At 38.9% G+C, this 17,801-nt stretch carries 18 protein-coding genes; all 18 read right to left on the bottom strand.

Going from position 1 to position 17,801, the window contains the following annotated elements:
- Positions 1–3 precede the first annotated feature (3 nt).
- The 18 genes from AC04Q1_RS24985 to AC04Q1_RS25070 all read right to left on the bottom strand — a co-directional run bounded on the left by AC04Q1_RS24985 (position 4) and on the right by AC04Q1_RS25070 (position 17,766).
- Complete coding sequence (locus AC04Q1_RS24985; RefSeq protein WP_478367268.1) at positions 4–1,428, bottom strand: hemolysin family protein; 1,425 nt, start codon at positions 1,426–1,428, stop codon at positions 4–6.
- Entirely contained in the window at positions 1,428–1,979 is a 552-nt protein-coding gene (locus tag AC04Q1_RS24990) for an inorganic diphosphatase (protein ID WP_055908779.1), read from the bottom strand. The genes AC04Q1_RS24985 and AC04Q1_RS24990 overlap by 1 nt, the downstream gene beginning before the upstream one ends.
- Before the next feature lie 2 nt (positions 1,980–1,981).
- On the bottom strand, positions 1,982–2,641 hold the full coding sequence (locus AC04Q1_RS24995) for a DedA family protein (protein ID WP_478367269.1): 660 nt from the start codon (positions 2,639–2,641) through the stop codon (positions 1,982–1,984).
- A gap of 47 nt (positions 2,642–2,688) precedes the next feature.
- Complete coding sequence (locus AC04Q1_RS25000; RefSeq protein ID WP_478367270.1) at positions 2,689–4,062, bottom strand: NADH-quinone oxidoreductase subunit N; 1,374 nt, start codon at positions 4,060–4,062, stop codon at positions 2,689–2,691.
- 3 nt (positions 4,063–4,065) lie between these two features.
- Positions 4,066–5,529 carry a complex I subunit 4 family protein gene (locus AC04Q1_RS25005; protein ID WP_478367271.1) on the bottom strand — a complete coding sequence of 488 codons (1,464 nt, stop codon included), beginning with the start codon at positions 5,527–5,529 and terminating at the stop codon, positions 4,066–4,068.
- Positions 5,530–5,549: 20 nt separating this feature from the next.
- Positions 5,550–7,451, bottom strand: a complete 1,902-nt coding sequence (gene nuoL / locus AC04Q1_RS25010) for an NADH-quinone oxidoreductase subunit L (RefSeq protein ID WP_478367272.1) — start codon at positions 7,449–7,451, stop codon at positions 5,550–5,552.
- A gap of 13 nt (positions 7,452–7,464) precedes the next feature.
- Positions 7,465–7,794, bottom strand: coding sequence for an NADH-quinone oxidoreductase subunit NuoK (nuoK, locus tag AC04Q1_RS25015; RefSeq protein WP_478367273.1), 330 nt, complete (start codon positions 7,792–7,794; stop codon positions 7,465–7,467).
- The gene (locus AC04Q1_RS25020; RefSeq protein WP_478367274.1) at positions 7,794–8,297 is read right to left on the bottom strand and encodes an NADH-quinone oxidoreductase subunit J family protein; all 504 of its coding nucleotides are present in this window, start codon (positions 8,295–8,297) and stop codon (positions 7,794–7,796) included. Before AC04Q1_RS25020 ends, nuoK begins: the two co-directional genes overlap by 1 nt.
- Before the next feature lie 123 nt (positions 8,298–8,420).
- A complete protein-coding gene (locus AC04Q1_RS25025) occupies positions 8,421–8,924 on the bottom strand; it encodes a NuoI/complex I 23 kDa subunit family protein (RefSeq protein WP_188416075.1) in 504 nt (167 codons plus the stop codon).
- A 2-nt stretch (positions 8,925–8,926) separates the two neighbouring features.
- Positions 8,927–9,964, bottom strand: a complete 1,038-nt coding sequence (gene nuoH, locus AC04Q1_RS25030; RefSeq protein ID WP_478367275.1) for an NADH-quinone oxidoreductase subunit NuoH — start codon at positions 9,962–9,964, stop codon at positions 8,927–8,929.
- Positions 9,964–10,974, bottom strand: coding sequence for an NADH-quinone oxidoreductase subunit G (locus AC04Q1_RS25035; protein ID WP_025146330.1), 1,011 nt, complete (start codon positions 10,972–10,974; stop codon positions 9,964–9,966). The genes nuoH and AC04Q1_RS25035 overlap by 1 nt, the downstream gene beginning before the upstream one ends.
- A 177-nt stretch (positions 10,975–11,151) precedes the next feature.
- Positions 11,152–12,519: an NADH-quinone oxidoreductase subunit NuoF gene (gene nuoF, locus AC04Q1_RS25040; RefSeq protein ID WP_478367276.1), complete on the bottom strand. Its 1,368-nt coding sequence runs from the start codon at positions 12,517–12,519 to the stop codon at positions 11,152–11,154.
- Between the two features lie 72 nt (positions 12,520–12,591).
- Complete coding sequence (locus AC04Q1_RS25045) at positions 12,592–13,107, bottom strand: NADH-quinone oxidoreductase subunit NuoE family protein (protein WP_478367277.1); 516 nt, start codon at positions 13,105–13,107, stop codon at positions 12,592–12,594.
- Positions 13,100–14,314, bottom strand: a complete 1,215-nt coding sequence (locus AC04Q1_RS25050; RefSeq protein ID WP_478367278.1) for an NADH-quinone oxidoreductase subunit D — start codon at positions 14,312–14,314, stop codon at positions 13,100–13,102. The genes AC04Q1_RS25045 and AC04Q1_RS25050 overlap by 8 nt, the downstream gene beginning before the upstream one ends.
- Before the next feature lie 3 nt (positions 14,315–14,317).
- On the bottom strand, positions 14,318–14,818 hold the full coding sequence (locus AC04Q1_RS25055; protein WP_316843214.1) for an NADH-quinone oxidoreductase subunit C: 501 nt from the start codon (positions 14,816–14,818) through the stop codon (positions 14,318–14,320).
- A complete protein-coding gene (locus AC04Q1_RS25060; protein WP_478367279.1) occupies positions 14,818–15,360 on the bottom strand; it encodes an NADH-quinone oxidoreductase subunit B in 543 nt (180 codons plus the stop codon). The genes AC04Q1_RS25055 and AC04Q1_RS25060 overlap by 1 nt, the downstream gene beginning before the upstream one ends.
- Before the next feature lie 230 nt (positions 15,361–15,590).
- Positions 15,591–15,962: an NADH-quinone oxidoreductase subunit A gene (locus AC04Q1_RS25065; protein ID WP_478367280.1), complete on the bottom strand. Its 372-nt coding sequence runs from the start codon at positions 15,960–15,962 to the stop codon at positions 15,591–15,593.
- An 82-nt stretch (positions 15,963–16,044) separates the two neighbouring features.
- Positions 16,045–17,766, bottom strand: a complete 1,722-nt coding sequence (locus tag AC04Q1_RS25070; protein ID WP_478367281.1) for a tetratricopeptide repeat protein — start codon at positions 17,764–17,766, stop codon at positions 16,045–16,047.
- Positions 17,767–17,801 lie beyond the last annotated feature (35 nt).

A 17,801-nucleotide genomic window follows, 5' to 3' on the forward strand; every position in this document is an offset into this window, starting at 1 on the left:
AAATTAATGATTATCAACCATATCTCCTTTATTGATTACCAATTCTAACTTGATTGTTTCGATATTCTGCTCTGTCTTTTTAAGAATGGTGAATAGATAACCGTAAGATTCATTGCTTTCGCCAACCTCCGGAATACGTTCGAAAACGTGAGAAACCAATCCACCTATGGTATCGAAATCTTCATCTTCAGGTAAATCGTGAGGTAAGTGTTCATTCACATCATAAACCGTTGCAAACGCATTTACGATAAATTCATTATCAGAAACCTTTTCTACCAATGGCTTTTCTTCATCGTATTCATCCTGGATTTCTCCGACTAATTCTTCTACGATATCTTCCAAAGTAACCATACCCGCTGTACCACCAAACTCGTCCAATACTATCGCGATCTGTATGCGGTTACTTTGCAGTTCGCTCATCAAATCGTTTATTTTTTTAGTTTCTGTTACAAAATATGGTTTTCTGATGATATCATTCAATGTCCAATGTTGATTTCCTGCAGCAACTAAAGGCAAAATATCTTTTGCATGGATAATCCCAACGATTTTATCCATAATATCATCATATACAGGTAAACGCGAATATCCTTCCCTGATAATGGTATCAATTACCTCTTCTTTCGGGGAAGTTAATTCGATGCCCGAAATTTTAGTTCTAGGCACCATGATGTTTTTAACCACACGCTCATTAAAATCGAATACGTTTTTAATCAGTTCGTGTTCATTATTATCTAATGCACCACTTTCTTTACCCTGGTCTAATAAATATTGTAGCTCTTCGGTACTGTGCAACGATTCGTGCCCGCCGGAAGTATCAATTCCAAATGGCTTTAAAATAATCGCTGCCAGGCTATTTAAGGTCCAGATAAATGGTTTAAACACCACATAAAAGATTTGCAGCGGAACAGAAACAAATAAAGTGGTGGCAACCGGCCGCTGTATTGCAAATGATTTAGGAGCCAATTCGCCAAAAACAATATGCATAATCGTAATTAACGAGAAGGCAACAATTGTAGATGCGGTATGAATAGTTGCATCGCTCAGTCCCCATTGAAGGCTGTCGAAAAGATTTTTAAAGATGGTATGCATAACGCCTTCACCTACCCAACCAAGGCCAAGTGATGCAAGCGTTATACCCAGCTGTGTGGCAGCCAAATAACCATCCAGATTATGGATGATGCCTTTGGCCATTTTACCAACCCGGCTGCCTGATTTTGCCTTAATTTCAATCTGTGATGCGCGGACCTTTACAATTGCAAACTCAGCTGCAACAAAAAATCCGTTTAATAACACCAAAAATAATGCAAAGAATAACCGCCAGCCTACCGAACCTGTATCAGGTTCTTGTAAAGCAACCAAAACTACGTTTGTGGGCAGGATTGCACTTAGCTCAAAATTTAAAAACAAACATACCGTGGGTAAATCCATTAAGCCAATTCTCTAAATGTTGTGTTATAAAGTTCTATGCTTTCTTTAATTACTTTATGCGCATAACGAACACCAAGTAAATGTTCGATAGTTACATTTTTATCTTCTAATGCTTTATAATCCTGAAAGAAACGAACAATCTCTTTCATTTGATGTGGAGGTAACTCATCTAAATCGTTGATGTAGTTTACCGACATGTCGTGCGCAGCCACAGCGATAATTTTATCATCCTGCTCTCCGTTATCTACCATGTGCATCACACCTACCACTTTTGCCTCGATCAATGTCATTGGATAAACATCCACAGAACAAAGTACTAAAATATCTAACGGATCTTTATCATCACAATACGTTTGCGGAATAAAGCCATAATTTGCAGGATACATTACTGACGAAAAAAGAACCCTATCTAACTTGATCAGACCTGATTCTTTATCAATTTCGTATTTTGCTTTCGAACCTTTTGGAATTTCAATAATTGCGTTTACAACCTCTGGAAGGTTTGAACCAGGAGATACGCTATGCCACGCGTGATGATCGTCTTTTGCCATTTTTAATTTAAATCTGTTTTATCCTCTTCAGGACCACTCACTACTTTACTTTTTACAAAGGTAATTAATAATGGTATAGTTGTAATAAGGATAAAGCCAATAATAATATATAATAAATAATCGTTTATTTCTTTTTCAAATCTTCTGCCCAAAAAGTAACCAAGTAAAGTTAAGGAACAGATCCAAAGCACACCCCCTACAATATTGTATAGTGCAAACTTTTTAAACTCCAATTTTACCACACCAGCAAAAATCGGTGCAAAAGTTCTAACAATTGGCACAAACCTGCCCATAATTAGTGCAAAAGCACCCTGTTTATGATAATAATCTTCTGCAGCCTTTAAATATCTTTTCTTAAAGAAGAAACTGTCTTTTCTGGTATACAGTACGGGGCCGGTTTTACGGCCAAACCAATAGCCCGTAAAATTACCAGAAATTGCAGCTACGCATAAACCAGCTAAAAGTACGGCAATATTCACGTCGAGCTTGCCCGTTGCAACGAACATCCCGGCCAAAAACAATAAATAATCACCGGGAAGAAAAAAACCGAAGAACAGGCCAGTTTCTGCATAGATTACGAATATGACGAGATAGAAACCGCCCTCCCTCAATAATTTCTCGGGATCCAGTAGTTGATGCAGGTTATTCCAAAAATCGTGCATATTCAATTATTCGTAAAACTACAAATAATTATTAAACAACAGCATACCTATATCAGGTTTAAAATAATTGCAGGATAAATACCCAAGATAATTGTGATAACTACTGATACCAATAACACAACTTTATATTGCGCAGGTGTAGAAAGTTCTATTTCAGCACCATCCTTAAACCACATGGCCACAATTACCTTAAAATAATAATAGAAACCAACTAATGCGTTTAAAACTGCAAAAGCAACCAGTAAGGTATTATATTCTGTCATTGCATTCAGGAACATTAAATATTTACCGATGAATCCTGCAGTTAAAGGAATACCGGCTAACGAAAGCATGGCAACGGTTAAACACAAAGCAACTAGCGGGTTTTTCTTGCCCAAACCATTAAAACTTTCGAAGCTATCGCTACCTGTTTTTTGCTTAACCAGAATCAATACCGCAAATGCGATAATGGATGCGAAAGTATAAGCCGCCGCATAAACCAGAACATTGTTGCCTGAGTTTTTGGTTAATACGATAAGCGAAAACAACAGGTAACCTGCATGAGAGATACTTGAGTAAGCCAACATGCGTTTGAAATGCTTTTGGAACAGCGCCGTTACGTTTCCTATAAAAAGCGTTAAACAAACAATGACCATTAATGGAGCTACCCAAAAATCGTGAAGTGGTGCAAGTGAACCGGCAAATAATCTTAAAAAAGCAGCAAAACCAGCAGTTTTAACCACTGTACTCATAAAAGTAGTAATTAAGGTTGGCGAACCTTCATATACATCCGGAGTCCAGAAATGGAAAGGGGCAGCACCAACTTTAAAACTTAGGCCGATCATCATTAAAATTACCCCAGGATAAAATATCGGAGAAACTGAAGCGGTGTTGTTCACTAAATACTCCTGGATTTTGTCCAAATCAAATGATCCTGTTGCACCATAAATTAACGTGATACCGAACAACAAGAACCCTGTTGAGAAAGCCCCCATTAAAAAATATTTTAATGAAGCTTCATTAGAAGCAAAATCCTTTTTACGGATACCGGCGAGTATATATAAACTTACCGACATGATTTCCAGTCCCACAAACAGCATCGCCATATTTTTGTACGATACCATCATGATCATCCCGGCCAGTGCGAAAAGGATCAAAGTATAATATTCGGCTATGTTATCGCTCTTGGCGTGAAAATAATTCTGTGTTAATAAAAAGATCAATAAGGTACCGATAATACAAACCCCTGAAAATGCAAGAGCGAAGTTATCAGTCTGCATCATTCCAAAATGAACGGCATTGCCATTCCATGCGCAGAAGGTAAATCCTAGTGCAGTAAGTAAGCCAACAACGGTAAGTGGTAGTAATGCTTTATTTGCCTTAAACAAACCTGCATAAAGCACTATAAAAGCTGTTATACTAATGGTTATGATAATATTCATTGCTTAATTTACTGTGTTTAATTTTTGATTTACCTGTTCTAATAAATGTTGTACAGATGCCTCTGTTAAGTGCAAGATTGGTTTCGGATAAACCCCCAAAACAATAATCAGTGCACAAATGGTATAAAGAACCAATTTTTCGGTTCCTTTAATATCGGTGAAAGTGATGGTTAAACTATTGGTTTCACCAAGCATTACATTCTGGTACATGCGCAACATGTAAACGGCTCCAAAAATAATAGTCAATCCTGCAATTGCGGCCGCCCAAATGCCATAGTTGTAAACACCCATCAGCAATAAAAACTCACCAATAAAGCCATTCGTTCCGGGTAAAGCTACTGTTCCTAAAACAATGATCAGGAAAGTAATCGCCAATTGTGGTGCTACTTTAGCAATCCCACCCAATTCCTCAATTTTATTGGTTTTAACACGAGAGAAGATGATATCTAATACGAAGAATAAACCTACTACATTAATACCATGACTCAACATCTGCACCATTGCACCTTGCATGCCTTGCTGGTTAAATGCAAAAATACCCGCAGAAATTAATCCAACGTGGGCAATTGACGAATAAGCAACCAAACGTTTTGCATCTTTTTGTGTAAAAGCAATTACCGACGCATAAACAATACCGATGATCGATAAAACGATGGCTAGCTGACCCCAATCATGAACTCCAGCAGGAACGATTGGCAATAACCATCTGATCACACCGTAAATACCCATTTTTAACATAATACCTGATAACAACATGGTTCCTTGTGTAGGTGCCGCAGTGTAAGTATCGGGTTGCCAGGTATGGAAAGGGAAAATCGGCATCTTAATCGCAAAAGCAATAAAGAAAGCCCAAAAGATCCATCCCTGTTGCGCACTATCTAAGTTTAAAGCATAAAAAGACTGAATGTCAAAGTTGTGTGCCGGATTTTGAAGATAGAGATAAATGATCCCCATCAACATAAATAACGAACCCGCAATGGTATACACAAAAAACTTCATGTTGATCCGGATGCGGTCTTTTCCACCCCAAATCGCACAGATAAAATAAATTGGGATTAATGCGGCTTCCCATCCAATATAGAACAAGAAGGCATCTAATGCCGTAAATACCAGCAATAAGCCACATTGCATAAACAAAATCAGGGCATAAAATGCAGCAGGATTTTTATACTCATGGTTGTAACTTGATAAAATGATAATCGGCACCAATAAATTGGTCAGCAATACCACGAGCATGCTGATGCCATCGATGCCCGCGTGGAAATTGATCCCCAAATCTGCAATCCATGGTAAGTTTACCTCAAACTGAGTACTTGCATCTGGAATGAAGTTACTGGCGATAACCAAAGTCAACACCAAAGAAACAACCGAAAATACGGTTGAAACTATTTTAGCCGACTTACCCGCAAATGCTGTGATAATTGCACCTGCAAGCGGAAGAAATATAAGTAGTAAAAGTTGTTCCATTATTTAATTTTGAACCCTTTTTATATGTATAAAAATGTATATAATAGCAATGCGACGATACCGAATACCATCATAAATATATAGAAACCTACGTTTCCACTCTGTAACAAACGAATACCTTTACTGGCTTCGTTTGTGCTCCATCCCAAGCCGTTCACAATACCATCGATAAATTTGTTATCGATAATCCTGTAAAAGAATTTCGAAAGTGCATCTAATGGTTTGGTGATGATGAAATCATAAATTTCATCCAAGTAAAATTTATTGTACGATAATTTTGCCAGTACAGAACGTGGTGCTTCATCAGCAACAGGAACACGGGCGCCCCTTACATATCGGCCATAAGCATAAAATAAGGCTGCTACAGCAGCTGTTACCGATATCCCCATTAAACCTATTTCAGTTGGATGGCTTAAATCCAATTCGTGCTGTGCAACACCCGCCCCAGATAACCAGTGAGCCAGCCATTCGTTTCCACCAAAAATATGTGGGAAATTAATTGCTCCACCAATCGCCGCAAGGATAGCCAATATGATTAAGGGTACAGTCATTGCTGTAGGCGATTCGTGTACATGGCTTTCTTCGTGGTGCGTTCCGCGGTATTTTCCAGAGAAAGTTAGAAACATCATCCTGAACATATAAAATGCCGTTAAGAATGCGGTTAATACTCCAACTCCCCATAAAATCGGACTTGCCTGAAAAGCATGTGCCAAGATTTCATCCTTGGAAAAGAAACCCGAAAATGGCGGTAAACCTGAAATAGCAATGGTACCAATCATCATCGTTAAAAAAGTAACCGGAAGTTTCTTCCTCAATCCACCCATATGGCGCATATCCTGCTCGTGGTGCATGGCGTGAATAACCGAACCAGCGCCCAGGAATAATAATGCTTTAAAGAATGCATGGGTTAATACATGGAAAAATGAACCTGTATAAGCACCAACGCCAAGACCTAAAAACATATATCCCAATTGCGATACAGTTGAATAAGCCAATACTTTTTTAATATCTGTTTGGGTTAAGGCAATAATTGCAGCCACAAGCGCTGTTGCTGCGCCAACAATTGCAATGATATGTTGTGTAAGCGGGGCCAGATCGAACAATACACTCGAACGGGCAATCATATAGATACCAGCAGTTACCATCGTAGCCGCGTGAATTAACGCAGAAACCGGCGTTGGCCCGGCCATCGCATCAGGTAACCAGGTAAACAATGGCAACTGAGCCGATTTACCGCAGGCTCCAATAAACAATAAAATGGTGATTAAAACCAAAGTATCTTTTCCCGGCAACATATTCGCTGCCTGTGGGAAAATTTTAGAAAATTCAACACTTCCAAAGAAATTGAAAATTAAGAATACGCCCAGTAAAAAACCTAAGTCGCCAATACGGTTCATCACGAAGGCTTTTTTAGCTGCTGATGCATAAGCCGTATTGGTGTACCAGAAACCGATTAACAGGTACGAGCATAAACCTACGCCCTCCCAACCGATAAACATCACAATGTAGTTTGAACCCAGTACCAATAAAAGCATGAAGAATACAAATAGGTTTAGGTAACTGAAAAACTTACCAAATCCGGCATCATCGTGCATATAACTAGTGGAATATAAATGGATCAGGAATCCAATTCCGGTTATGATCAAAAGCATGATCGAACTTAAAGGATCAACCAGAAAAGATAAAGGAATGTGTAATGTACCTGCACTGATCCAATCAAATAAAAATACTTCGTGTGATTTTTGTGTGTCGCCTTGTAAGCTAAAGAAAATAACTACGCTGATGATAAAGGATGCCAGGATTACCCCACTTCCTATGATACCAACAAGTCCTTTAGATAAAGAGTTTCTGCCCAGTCCATTAATTACAAACCCTAAAAAAGGAAGTAAAGGAACCAACCAAATCAATTGTTCTATTGTCATTCTTATTATATATTTACCACTTAAGGCGATTTAAAACATTAATATCTATCGATTTCGTATTTCTGTATACCATTACGATAATCGCTAGGCCTACCGCAACCTCTGCAGCTGCCAAAGCCATAATAAAGAATACGAAAACCTGTCCTGATGGATCATTGTTATGAACAGAGAACGCCGTTAAAAGTAAATTAACTGCGTTAAGCATCAGCTCAACCGACATAAAAATTACGATGGCATTTCTGCGGGTTAGTACACCTATTACGCCAATAGAGAAGATGATGGCACTTAAATAAATGTAGTGGTTTAGCGGAACGCCCTGAAGTTGTGATGTTAAATTTTCCATTATGCTTCTACCTCATCTCTTTTAGATAATAAAACGGCTCCAACCATTGCTGCCAACAGTAACAGGGATGATAATTCGAATGGTAATAAGAATGGGCCAAAAAGCTCCTTACCTAAATTTTCAACTAATCCCAATCCTGGTTTTTTTAAGATCAACGGGCTTGTGATGCTTGCTGATTTTAAAGAACCGATCAAGGTTACGACCAAACAGCCACCGGCAATAACACCTACAATTTTAATCAAGGGTGATTTACTCGGTTCAGTTTCTTTGTTCAGGTTAAGCAACATTAGTACAAAAAGGAAGAGTACCATAATTGCGCCCATGTAAACGATAAAGTTTACTACTGCCAAAAACTGCGCGTTTAAAAGCACATAGTGAACAGTGAAAGTGAAAAAGGTAAGGATTAAGTACAAAACGCTATGGATTGGATTTTTTGCAAAAATCACCAGCAGCGAAAAGATGATACTTAATGTGGCTACGAAATAGAATACTTGTGTACTCATTAATTGTTTATTTATTTATGTTCCATGGTTTGTGTCTCCACAACCATTAATTATCTTTTGCTCCGTGAACACACGAACCGGGGCTTATTGTTTAATCCTTCTACAAGCTTAGGATAACAATAATTACTTTTTCATTTCTAATGGCGCCTCGACCAACTTATCTTTTCCGTAAATAAAATCTTTACGTAAATAATCAGCCGGAACAATTGGTCCATCTAAGTAAATGGCCTCTTTTGGGCAAGCTTCTTCACATAAGCCACAGAAAATGCAACGCAACATGTTAATTTCATATGTTGCCGCATATTTTTCTTCACGGTATAAATCTTTCTCTTCAGGCTTACGTTCCGCGGCAATCATCGTGATGGCTTCGGCCGGACAAGATAAAGCACACAAACCGCAAGCGGTACATCGCTCTTTACCATTCTCATCGCGTTTAAGCGAGTGCATTCCCCTGAAGTTAGCAGAAAATTCGCGTTCTACTTCAGGATATCTTATTGTAGCCTCTTTCTTAAATAAGTGACTGATGGTGATGCCCATACCTTTAGCAATTGCTGGCAGGTACATCCGTTCCATAAAGCTTAACGGCTTTTGTTCCAGTACTTTTTTCTTATTACTTAATGATTCCATAATTAAAACTTCTCAATAATCGCAATCACAACACCTGTTATTATAATATTGGCAATGGCCAAAGGTATCAAACCTTTCCAACCTAAATTCATCAATTGATCATAGCGGAAACGAGGGATTGTCCAACGTACCCACATAAAGAAAAAGATGAAAATACATATTTTAGCAAAGAATACTGCTGTACCAAAAAGTGGTGCCCATGTTGGACCCAACCATACTGCCATCGAATCCATACCCGGGTAATTGTAACCACCCCAATATAAAGCCGCCATTACAGCAGATGATACGAACATGTTGATATATTCAGCAAATAGGTAAAAACCTAATTTCATTGACGAATATTCGGTATGATAACCACCAATCAGCTCCGTTTCACACTCGGGTAAATCGAATGGTGCACGATTGGTTTCGGCGAAAGAACAAACCATGAAGATTAAAAACCCAAGTGGCTGATATAAAACATTCCATCGCCAGCCATGTTGCTGATCAACAATTTCCTTTAAGCTTAAAGTGTTGGTCATTAATAGCAAGGCGATGATCGATAATCCCATCGCAATTTCATAACTGATGTTCTGTGAAGCCGCACGGATGGCACTTAATAAAGAATATTTATTGTTGGATGCCCATCCACCGATCATTACGCCATAAACACCTAAAGAAACCACGCCGAAGATATATAAAACACCAACATTGATATCTGCAACCTGCAATGAAACCGTCTTACCCGCAATTAAAACAGGACTTCCCCATGGAATAACCGCTGTACCTATACAGGCACAAAGCAGTGCCAAACCAGGGCCAGCGATAAATAAAAATCTGTTTGATGATGTCGGAATAATCTCCTCTTTCATAAACATTTTTAACCCATCAGCCAATGGTTGTAAAATCCCGAAGGGCCCGGCTCTATCTGGCCCCAAACGATCTTGTAAATATGCTGCAACTTTACGTTCGGCATAAGTAGAATACATGGCAATAACTAAACTGATGCCGAAAATTACAGCTACCAGGATAAATTTTTCTATAACAAAAGCGCTATCCATTAGTATTTAACTGTTTTATGTAATTCAATTTCATTTGCAGCTTGTAATGCCTCATTTGGCTGAATAACATGCAAAGGTTTTAATGTTTCGTAGTGGTTTGATGCAATTACCGAAGTATCATCAATATGTGTAGGATGTTCGATTACCCAATCAGCTGTAGCTTTTTTATCGAAGCGGCAAGTATTACAGATAAATTCTTCTACTTCCCCAAACTGATCTTTACGTGCTGTAACGCGCAAAACATCTGCTCCTTTGTACCAAAGGGTTACTTTACCATTGCATTTTTCGTGATCACAATCGCGGTGTGCATCAACCGGTTTAGTAAACCAAACACGGTTTTTAAAACGGAAGGTTTTATCGGTTAAAGCACCAACCGGACAAACATCGATTACATTTCCTGAGAAATCGTTATCAACAGCCTGTTGGATGTAAGTGGAAATTTCAGAATGATCGCCACGGTTTAAGATTCCGTGAACACGTTTGTTGGTAATCTGATCGGCCGTGAAAACACAACGGTAGCACAGGATACAACGGTTCATGTGCAACTGGATTTTATCACCTATGTCGATACGCTCGAAAGTACGGCGCTCAAACTCATAACGTGTTTTTTGCAAACCGTGTTCGTAACCTAAGTTTTGTAAATCACATTCTCCAGCCTGATCGCAAACCGGGCAGTCTAATGGGTGATTGATCAATAAGATTTCTACCACTCCGGCACGTGCTTCCAAAACTTCTGGTGAAGTAATGTTGAGTACTTCCATCCCATCCATTACCGTTGTACGGCAAGAAGCCACCAATTTTGGCATAGGACGAGGATCTTTCTCCGAACCTTTAGTCACTTTTACAATACAGGTACGGCATTTACCACCACTGCCTTGTAATTTAGAATAATAGCACATGGCTGGCGGCACAATATCCCCTCCGATTTGCCTTGCAGCATTCAGAATGGTTGTTCCATTATCCACCTCTACTGTTATCCCATCTATCGTAACCTTAACTTTTTCACTCATGGTTAATGATATTCTTGTTATTTCTTTATCTCGCCCTGGTTCGTGTTATCACAAACCAATTCTTTTCGCTTTCGTTCCGTGGAGACACGAATCGAGGCTCTTTTTTTAAGTTCTATTTTCTAAGGCCACAATTTGTGACTTTAAGATTCAGTATCACAAACCGTAACACCTAAATATCTATTTCTCTTCCGTTACCGGTGCCTTTTCAATCGGTGTTGCATAATTTGCAAGACCATAATTCTGGCTCTGGCTCTTAATTGGCTCTTTAATGTGCCATTCAAATTCATCCCTGAAATGACGGATCGCACTGGCAACTGGCCAGGCTGCAGCATCACCCAATGGGCAGATTGTATTTCCTTCAATTTTACGTTGAATGTCCCATAATAAATCAACATCTTCCATTTTACCATGGCCGTGTTCGATTTTATGAAGCACTTTCTCCATCCATCCGGTACCTTCACGGCAAGGCGAACATTGTCCACAACTCTCGTGGTGATAAAAACGGGCGAAATTCCAGGTATTTCTCACGATACACTGATCCTCATCAAAAGCGATAAAACCACCCGATCCCATCATGGTCCCGGTAGCAAATCCACCTTCTGATAAAGATTCGTAACTCATTAAACGGGGCTCACCATTAGCATATTTTAAAGTTAAATTAGCTGGTAAAATAGGCACTGACGATCCACCTGCAACCGTTGCTTTTAAGCGTTTGCCGTTGGCAATACCACCACAATATTCATCAGAATAGATAAACTCTTCTACCGGCAAACCCAGTTCGATTTCGTAAACACCTGGTTTTACTAAATTACCAGATGCTGATATTAATTTTGTACCCGTACTTCTACCGATACCAATTTTTGCATATTCATCACCACCGTCATTGATAATAGGGACAACTGCAGCAATCGATTCAACATTGTTTACTACTGTGGGGCAACCGTATAAACCCGCAATTGCCGGAAATGGTGGCTTGATACGCGGGTTACCTCTTTTGCCTTCCAGCGACTCTAATAAAGCAGTTTCTTCACCACAAATGTAAGCGCCACCACCAGGCTGAACATATAATTCTAAATCGTAACCTGATCCCAAAATGTTCTTACCCAACCATCCGGCAGCTTTAGCTTCAGCAATTGCTTTTTCTAAAATGCGGATCTGAGGCATCATTTCGCCCCGTACATAGATGTATGAAACCTTAGCACCTAATGCGAAACTCGATACAATCATTCCCTCAATTAAAGCATGCGGAATATAAGTCATTAAGTAACGGTCTTTGAAAGTTCCAGGCTCCGATTCGTCAGCATTACACACCAAATAACGCGCAACACCTTCTGGTTTGGCCAAAAAACTCCATTTCATCCCGGTTGGGAAACCCGCACCTCCGCGACCGCGTAAGCCTGATTTCTTAACTTCTTCAACAATCTCTTCAGGTGTTAAAGTTTTAAGGGCTTTTTCCACAGCACGGTACCCGCCTTTTTGGCGATAGACTTCAAGTGTGTTGATGCCCGGTACGTTTATATGCTCAAGTAATAATTTACGGCTCATTATTTATAGATATGAGATGTGAGATATAAGATGTTAGACAAATGCCTGATCTCATATTTCAAATCTGGTTTCTCAAATCTTATTCTTTAAATCTTCAATCAATTGATCTACACTTGCCTCGGTCAGGTTTTCGTAGAAAGTGTATTCCGGGCTGATCTGCAATACCGGACCAAAACCACAGGCAGCTAAACATTCAACTCCTCTAAAGCTGAATAATCCATCGGCAGTAACTTCACCTTCTTTAACACCCAACTTGTTTTCCAAGTGGCTTAATATTTTTTCAGCACCAACCAGGCAGCAAGGGCCAGTACGACAAACTTCCAAAGCATATTTACCTTGTGGTTTTAAAAAGTACATGGTATAAAATGTTGCTACCTCGTAAACTTCAATTGGCTGAATATTCAAATATTCGGCAACTTTATCCATAGCCGATGTTGGTACCCAAAGGAATTCAGCCTGTACCAAATGTAAAAGTGGTAGCAAAGCTGATTTGCTCTTATCTGCCGGATAACGGCTTTTTACCTCATCAAATTTGGCCAGCAATTCTGATGAAAACACTACAGGTGTTTGTTCTTCTACTTTAAGCATCTAATTCTCCTGCAATAATATTCATACTACTCATGTTGATAATGGCATCTGACAATAACATGCCCTCGCTCATTGGTGCAAACATCTGGTAGTTTATAAAACTTGGTCTGCGGAAGTGTAAACGATATGGTGTACGGCCGCCATCATTAATCAGATAGAAACCCAATTCACCATTTCCACCTTCTACGGCGTGATAAACTTCTGCTTTTGGTGCATCAATCTCACCCATCACAATTTTAAAGTGATAGATCAATGCTTCCATATTGTTGTAAACTTCTTGTTTTGGGGGAAGGTAAAACTCAGGAACATCGGCATGAAAAATACCCTTTGGTTCCGTTTTTATTTTAACAAGCGCTTGCTCGATAATGCGTACACTTTGCCACATTTCTTCATTACGCACTAAATATCTGTCGTAAATATCGCCACTTGTTCCTACAGGTACTTCGAAATCAAAATCCTGGTAAGAAGAATACGGATCGCTTACACGAACATCATAATCTACACCGGTTGCACGCAAAAGCGGACCTGTCCAGCTGTATTCTAAAGCGGTTTCTTTGGTTACTTCGGCAACACCAGCCGTTCTATCAATGAAGATACGGTTACGGCTTAACAGGTTTTCGAACTCTTTTAATGCTTTAGGAAATTCCTTTAAAAACTTATCGATTTTAGCAAAGGCGATTTCATTGAAATCTCTTTCAAAACCACCAATACGACCGATATTTGTAGTTAAACGTGCGCCACAAACTTCTTCGAAGATCTCGTAAATGTGTTCACGAAACTGGAAGAGGTATAAGAAAGTGGTGGTTGCTCCGGTATCCTGACCAATAATCGTGTTACAGATGATGTGATCGGCAATACGCGAAAGCTCCATAACGATTACCCGAAGATAATCTACACGTTTCGGCATCTGAATATTTAACAGCTTTTCAACTGTCATGTGCCAGCCCATATTATTAATAGGGGAAGAACAGTAATTTAAACGGTCGGTAAGTGGTGTAATCTGATAAAACGGGCGATGCTCGGCAATCTTTTCGAAAGCACGGTGGATATACCCTATAGTAGAAACGCCGCTCACAATACGTTCGCCATCTAATTGCAAAACGTTTTGAAAAACGCCGTGTGTTGCAGGGTGCGTTGGACCCAGGTTTAGGGTTACCAGCTCACTTTGCGGGTCGTTATCTGTAAATACCGGATGGTTATGATTCATAGTTTACCTTCCAAAAAATTCGTCTTTTTTATCTACTCTGTTCGGATCTTCCAATGGATATTGCTTCAACATTGGGTGAACACCTAAATCGTCCATATTTAAAATACGGCGGAGATCAGGATGTCCTTCAAATTTAACCCCGAACAGATCGTAAGTTTCGCGCTCCATCCAGTTGGCACCTTTCCAAACCGTTGTTGCCGTTGGGATAGTAGGATTTTGCTCGGAAATAAAAACCTTGATCCTGATCCTTACTTTTTCCACCATGTTGTGCAAATGGTAAACTACAGCAATACCATGATCCTTGCCAGGATAATGAACTGCAGTAATATCGGTTAGGAAATTGAATTTTAATTCGTCTTTTAGGTGCGAAAGCACATTGATGATCACATCTTTATAGGTTACAAAAGTTAATAAACCATAAGGCTCAGAAACGGCGGTAACTTTTTCACCAAACTTTTCAGTCAGCTTAACGTGGATGTCGTTATTTAGCGTGGTTTCTTCCATTATTTAATGCCGTATTGACCTAAAAGTTCTTTGTAATAATCAGAATTTCTTCTTCTGCCTGATTCGCTTTTTACCAAATCCTGGATACGCTGAAAACCATCTAAAATAGCTTCAGGTCTTGGCGGGCAACCTGGAACGTAAACATCCACCGGAATAACCTCATCAATACCCTGCAAAACAGAATAGGTATCGAAAATGCCACCACTGCTCGCGCAGGCACCAACCGCCATTACCCAACGGGGCTCTGCCATTTGGATATAAACCTGTTTTAATACCGGAGCCATCTTTTTGGCGATAGTACCCATAACCATTAAAACATCAGCCTGACGGGGAGAAAAACTTAATCTCTCGGCACCGAAACGACCAAGATCGTAGTGAGAACCCATGGTTGCCATAAACTCGATTCCGCAACAAGAGGTTGCGAAAGGTAATGGCCATAATGAATTTGAGCGGGCCAAACCGATCACTTTATCAAGAGATGTGGCAAAAAAGCCAGATCCTTCTATTCCTGGAGGCGCATCAACTATATTAATATCACTCATGTTTATAAACAAAAAATGCTCATCCCTTTGCAGAATGAGCAACAAATTTACAATATTTTAAAGGCAATTAAACTAGCTTTACCAGATTTAGAACCTTTCTAAATAACTCGAAAGTAGATATAGTTAGTGTAAGGGATACACGCCCAATTTTCAGATAGCAATTTGCAGACTACAGTTTATAAACCACGGTGCATTAACTGCCAATGGCGAACCGGAAACGGCCAACTGAATTAGTTCCAGTCTAAAACTTTTTTCTTAATCACGTAGATGAAACCCAGCAATAAGGTACCCATGAAGATAAACATCTCGATCATCCCATCCATTTTTAATGCACGGAAATTAACGGCCCAGGGATACATAAAGATTACCTCTACATCGAACAGCACGAATAAGATAGCTACAACGAAATACTTGATCGAAAAAGGCTGACGGGCATTACCAACAGATTTAACACCGGCCTCAAAGGTCTCTAATTTATCGAGCGTTTTACGTTTTGGACCTAAAACGTGGGTAGCTACCAAAGTAGTCACCACAAAACCTAAAGCAACAATTACCTGAAATATAATTGGTAAAAAATCTATAGCCGAACTTTGCGCTTGCATATTATTTATTTTATGATGCAAAAGTAAAAGAAAAAGGCAGAGTAACCAAACTCTGCCTTTTCTAAATTATTTAACTTTTTAATTATTTGCCTTTACCTTTTGCCTTAGCAGCAGGTGCCGGTGATTGTAATTCTTTTAATCTAGCCGCAGCATAAGTATCAGCAGGATCTAATGCAAGACTTTTTGTAAAAGCATCTATTGCTTTTGCCTTATCTTTATCTGAATACCAAGCACCAATATTATTGTATGACTCAGATAAGTTAGTTTTATTCGCTGCAACTTCTTCTGGTTTTACTAAGCTAACATATTTTTCAAAATAAGGTATACCAGTTCCTTTTGGATTCGTTTTATCATCAATTAAATTTGCAATTCTTCCTCTTGTAAAATAGCCTAAAGCAAAATCTGGTGAAACTTTAGCTAAATGACTTAGAGCTGAATCTGCCTCAACTAATGCTGCCGTATTAAATGGTTTCTTCTCTTTTTGAGCAATATAAGCTTCGTAGAATCTAGTTTGACCTAAATAATAATAGTTGGTAAGTGATCCTTTTCCATTAGGATTATATTTAATAGCCATTTGGAAAATTTCAGCAGATTTAGCATATTTCTTAGCTTTCATCAACGACAAACCAGCTTCAGCTAAAGCATCTGCATTCGTAGAATCAATTTTAGCAGCCTCAATAATATTCATTACCGCTAAACTATCTTGCCCAGCTTGCAATTGAGATTTACCTAAATAAAGATAATCGTTACCTAAAATTTTAGACTTATCTTTTTCTTTAGCAAAAAATTCTGTCATATAAGTTAAAGCTTGAGGATAATTTTTATTCTCGTAAGCTGCCCAACCTTTCAATCTCGAAACAACAATTCCTTTAGGATCATTAGCAGGAACTTGTAATGAAGTAGCTACTTGCTCTAAAGTTTTGAAATCTTTTGCATAAAACAAGAATTGTGCATAACGCAATTGAGATTCCAAAGATTTATCTGTTAAATCAAGATATTTTTTATAATTCTCAATACCTTTTGCGGCTTTTTCTTTATCTACACCAAAACTACTCCACTGTAAGTATAATTCTCCTAATTCGCGATATGCCGGACCGTAATTGGCGTCAGCAGCTATTACTTCCTGTAATTCCTTTTCTCCTTCAGGAAAAGCTCTAGACTCTTTGTACATTTTGCCGATCTGCGTTTTTGCTCTTCTGTTTGTTGGATCAATATCACCAACACGCATATAAGGGCCTAATGCCTCAGAGTTTTTCTTTTGTAAAGCATAGGCATCACCTAAAGCCAGGAAAACCTCTGCGTCTTTATCTTTCGAATCTAATTCGTCAGCTTTGGTAATGTTAGCCAAAGCATTGGTAAAATCAGGTTTAGAGACATCATCACTCGGTTTATCTTGCGCCAAATAAGCTTTACCGATATACAAATAGGTTTTGTAATCTTTTGCAGCTAAAGCTACAGCTTTGTCGAAGTTGGTTTTTGCAGATGTTGGATTATTAGATAACATATCAGCTTCCCCTAAACCAATTAAGTTTAAATTGTTTTTAGGATCAGCGGTAACACCTTTGGTAAATACCGCTCTGGCTGAGTCGATATAACCGGTTTTCAAATAAACCAAACCCAGATTGTAATAGTTATTACCATCTGATGCTTTTGAGCTCACCAACGATTTAAGCAGTGATGATGCTTTTTGGTACTGTTCAGCGTCAATGGCTTTTTTCGCGTCATTTAAATCTTGAGCAAAAACTGCAGAACCCATCAACACCAAACCTACATTTAAGGTTATTGCTTTCTTTAAAATTTTCATCGGATATTCTGTTTTTTTTTAATAAAAATGAAGTG

The sequence above is a fragment of the Pedobacter humicola genome (genome assembly GCF_056490705.1).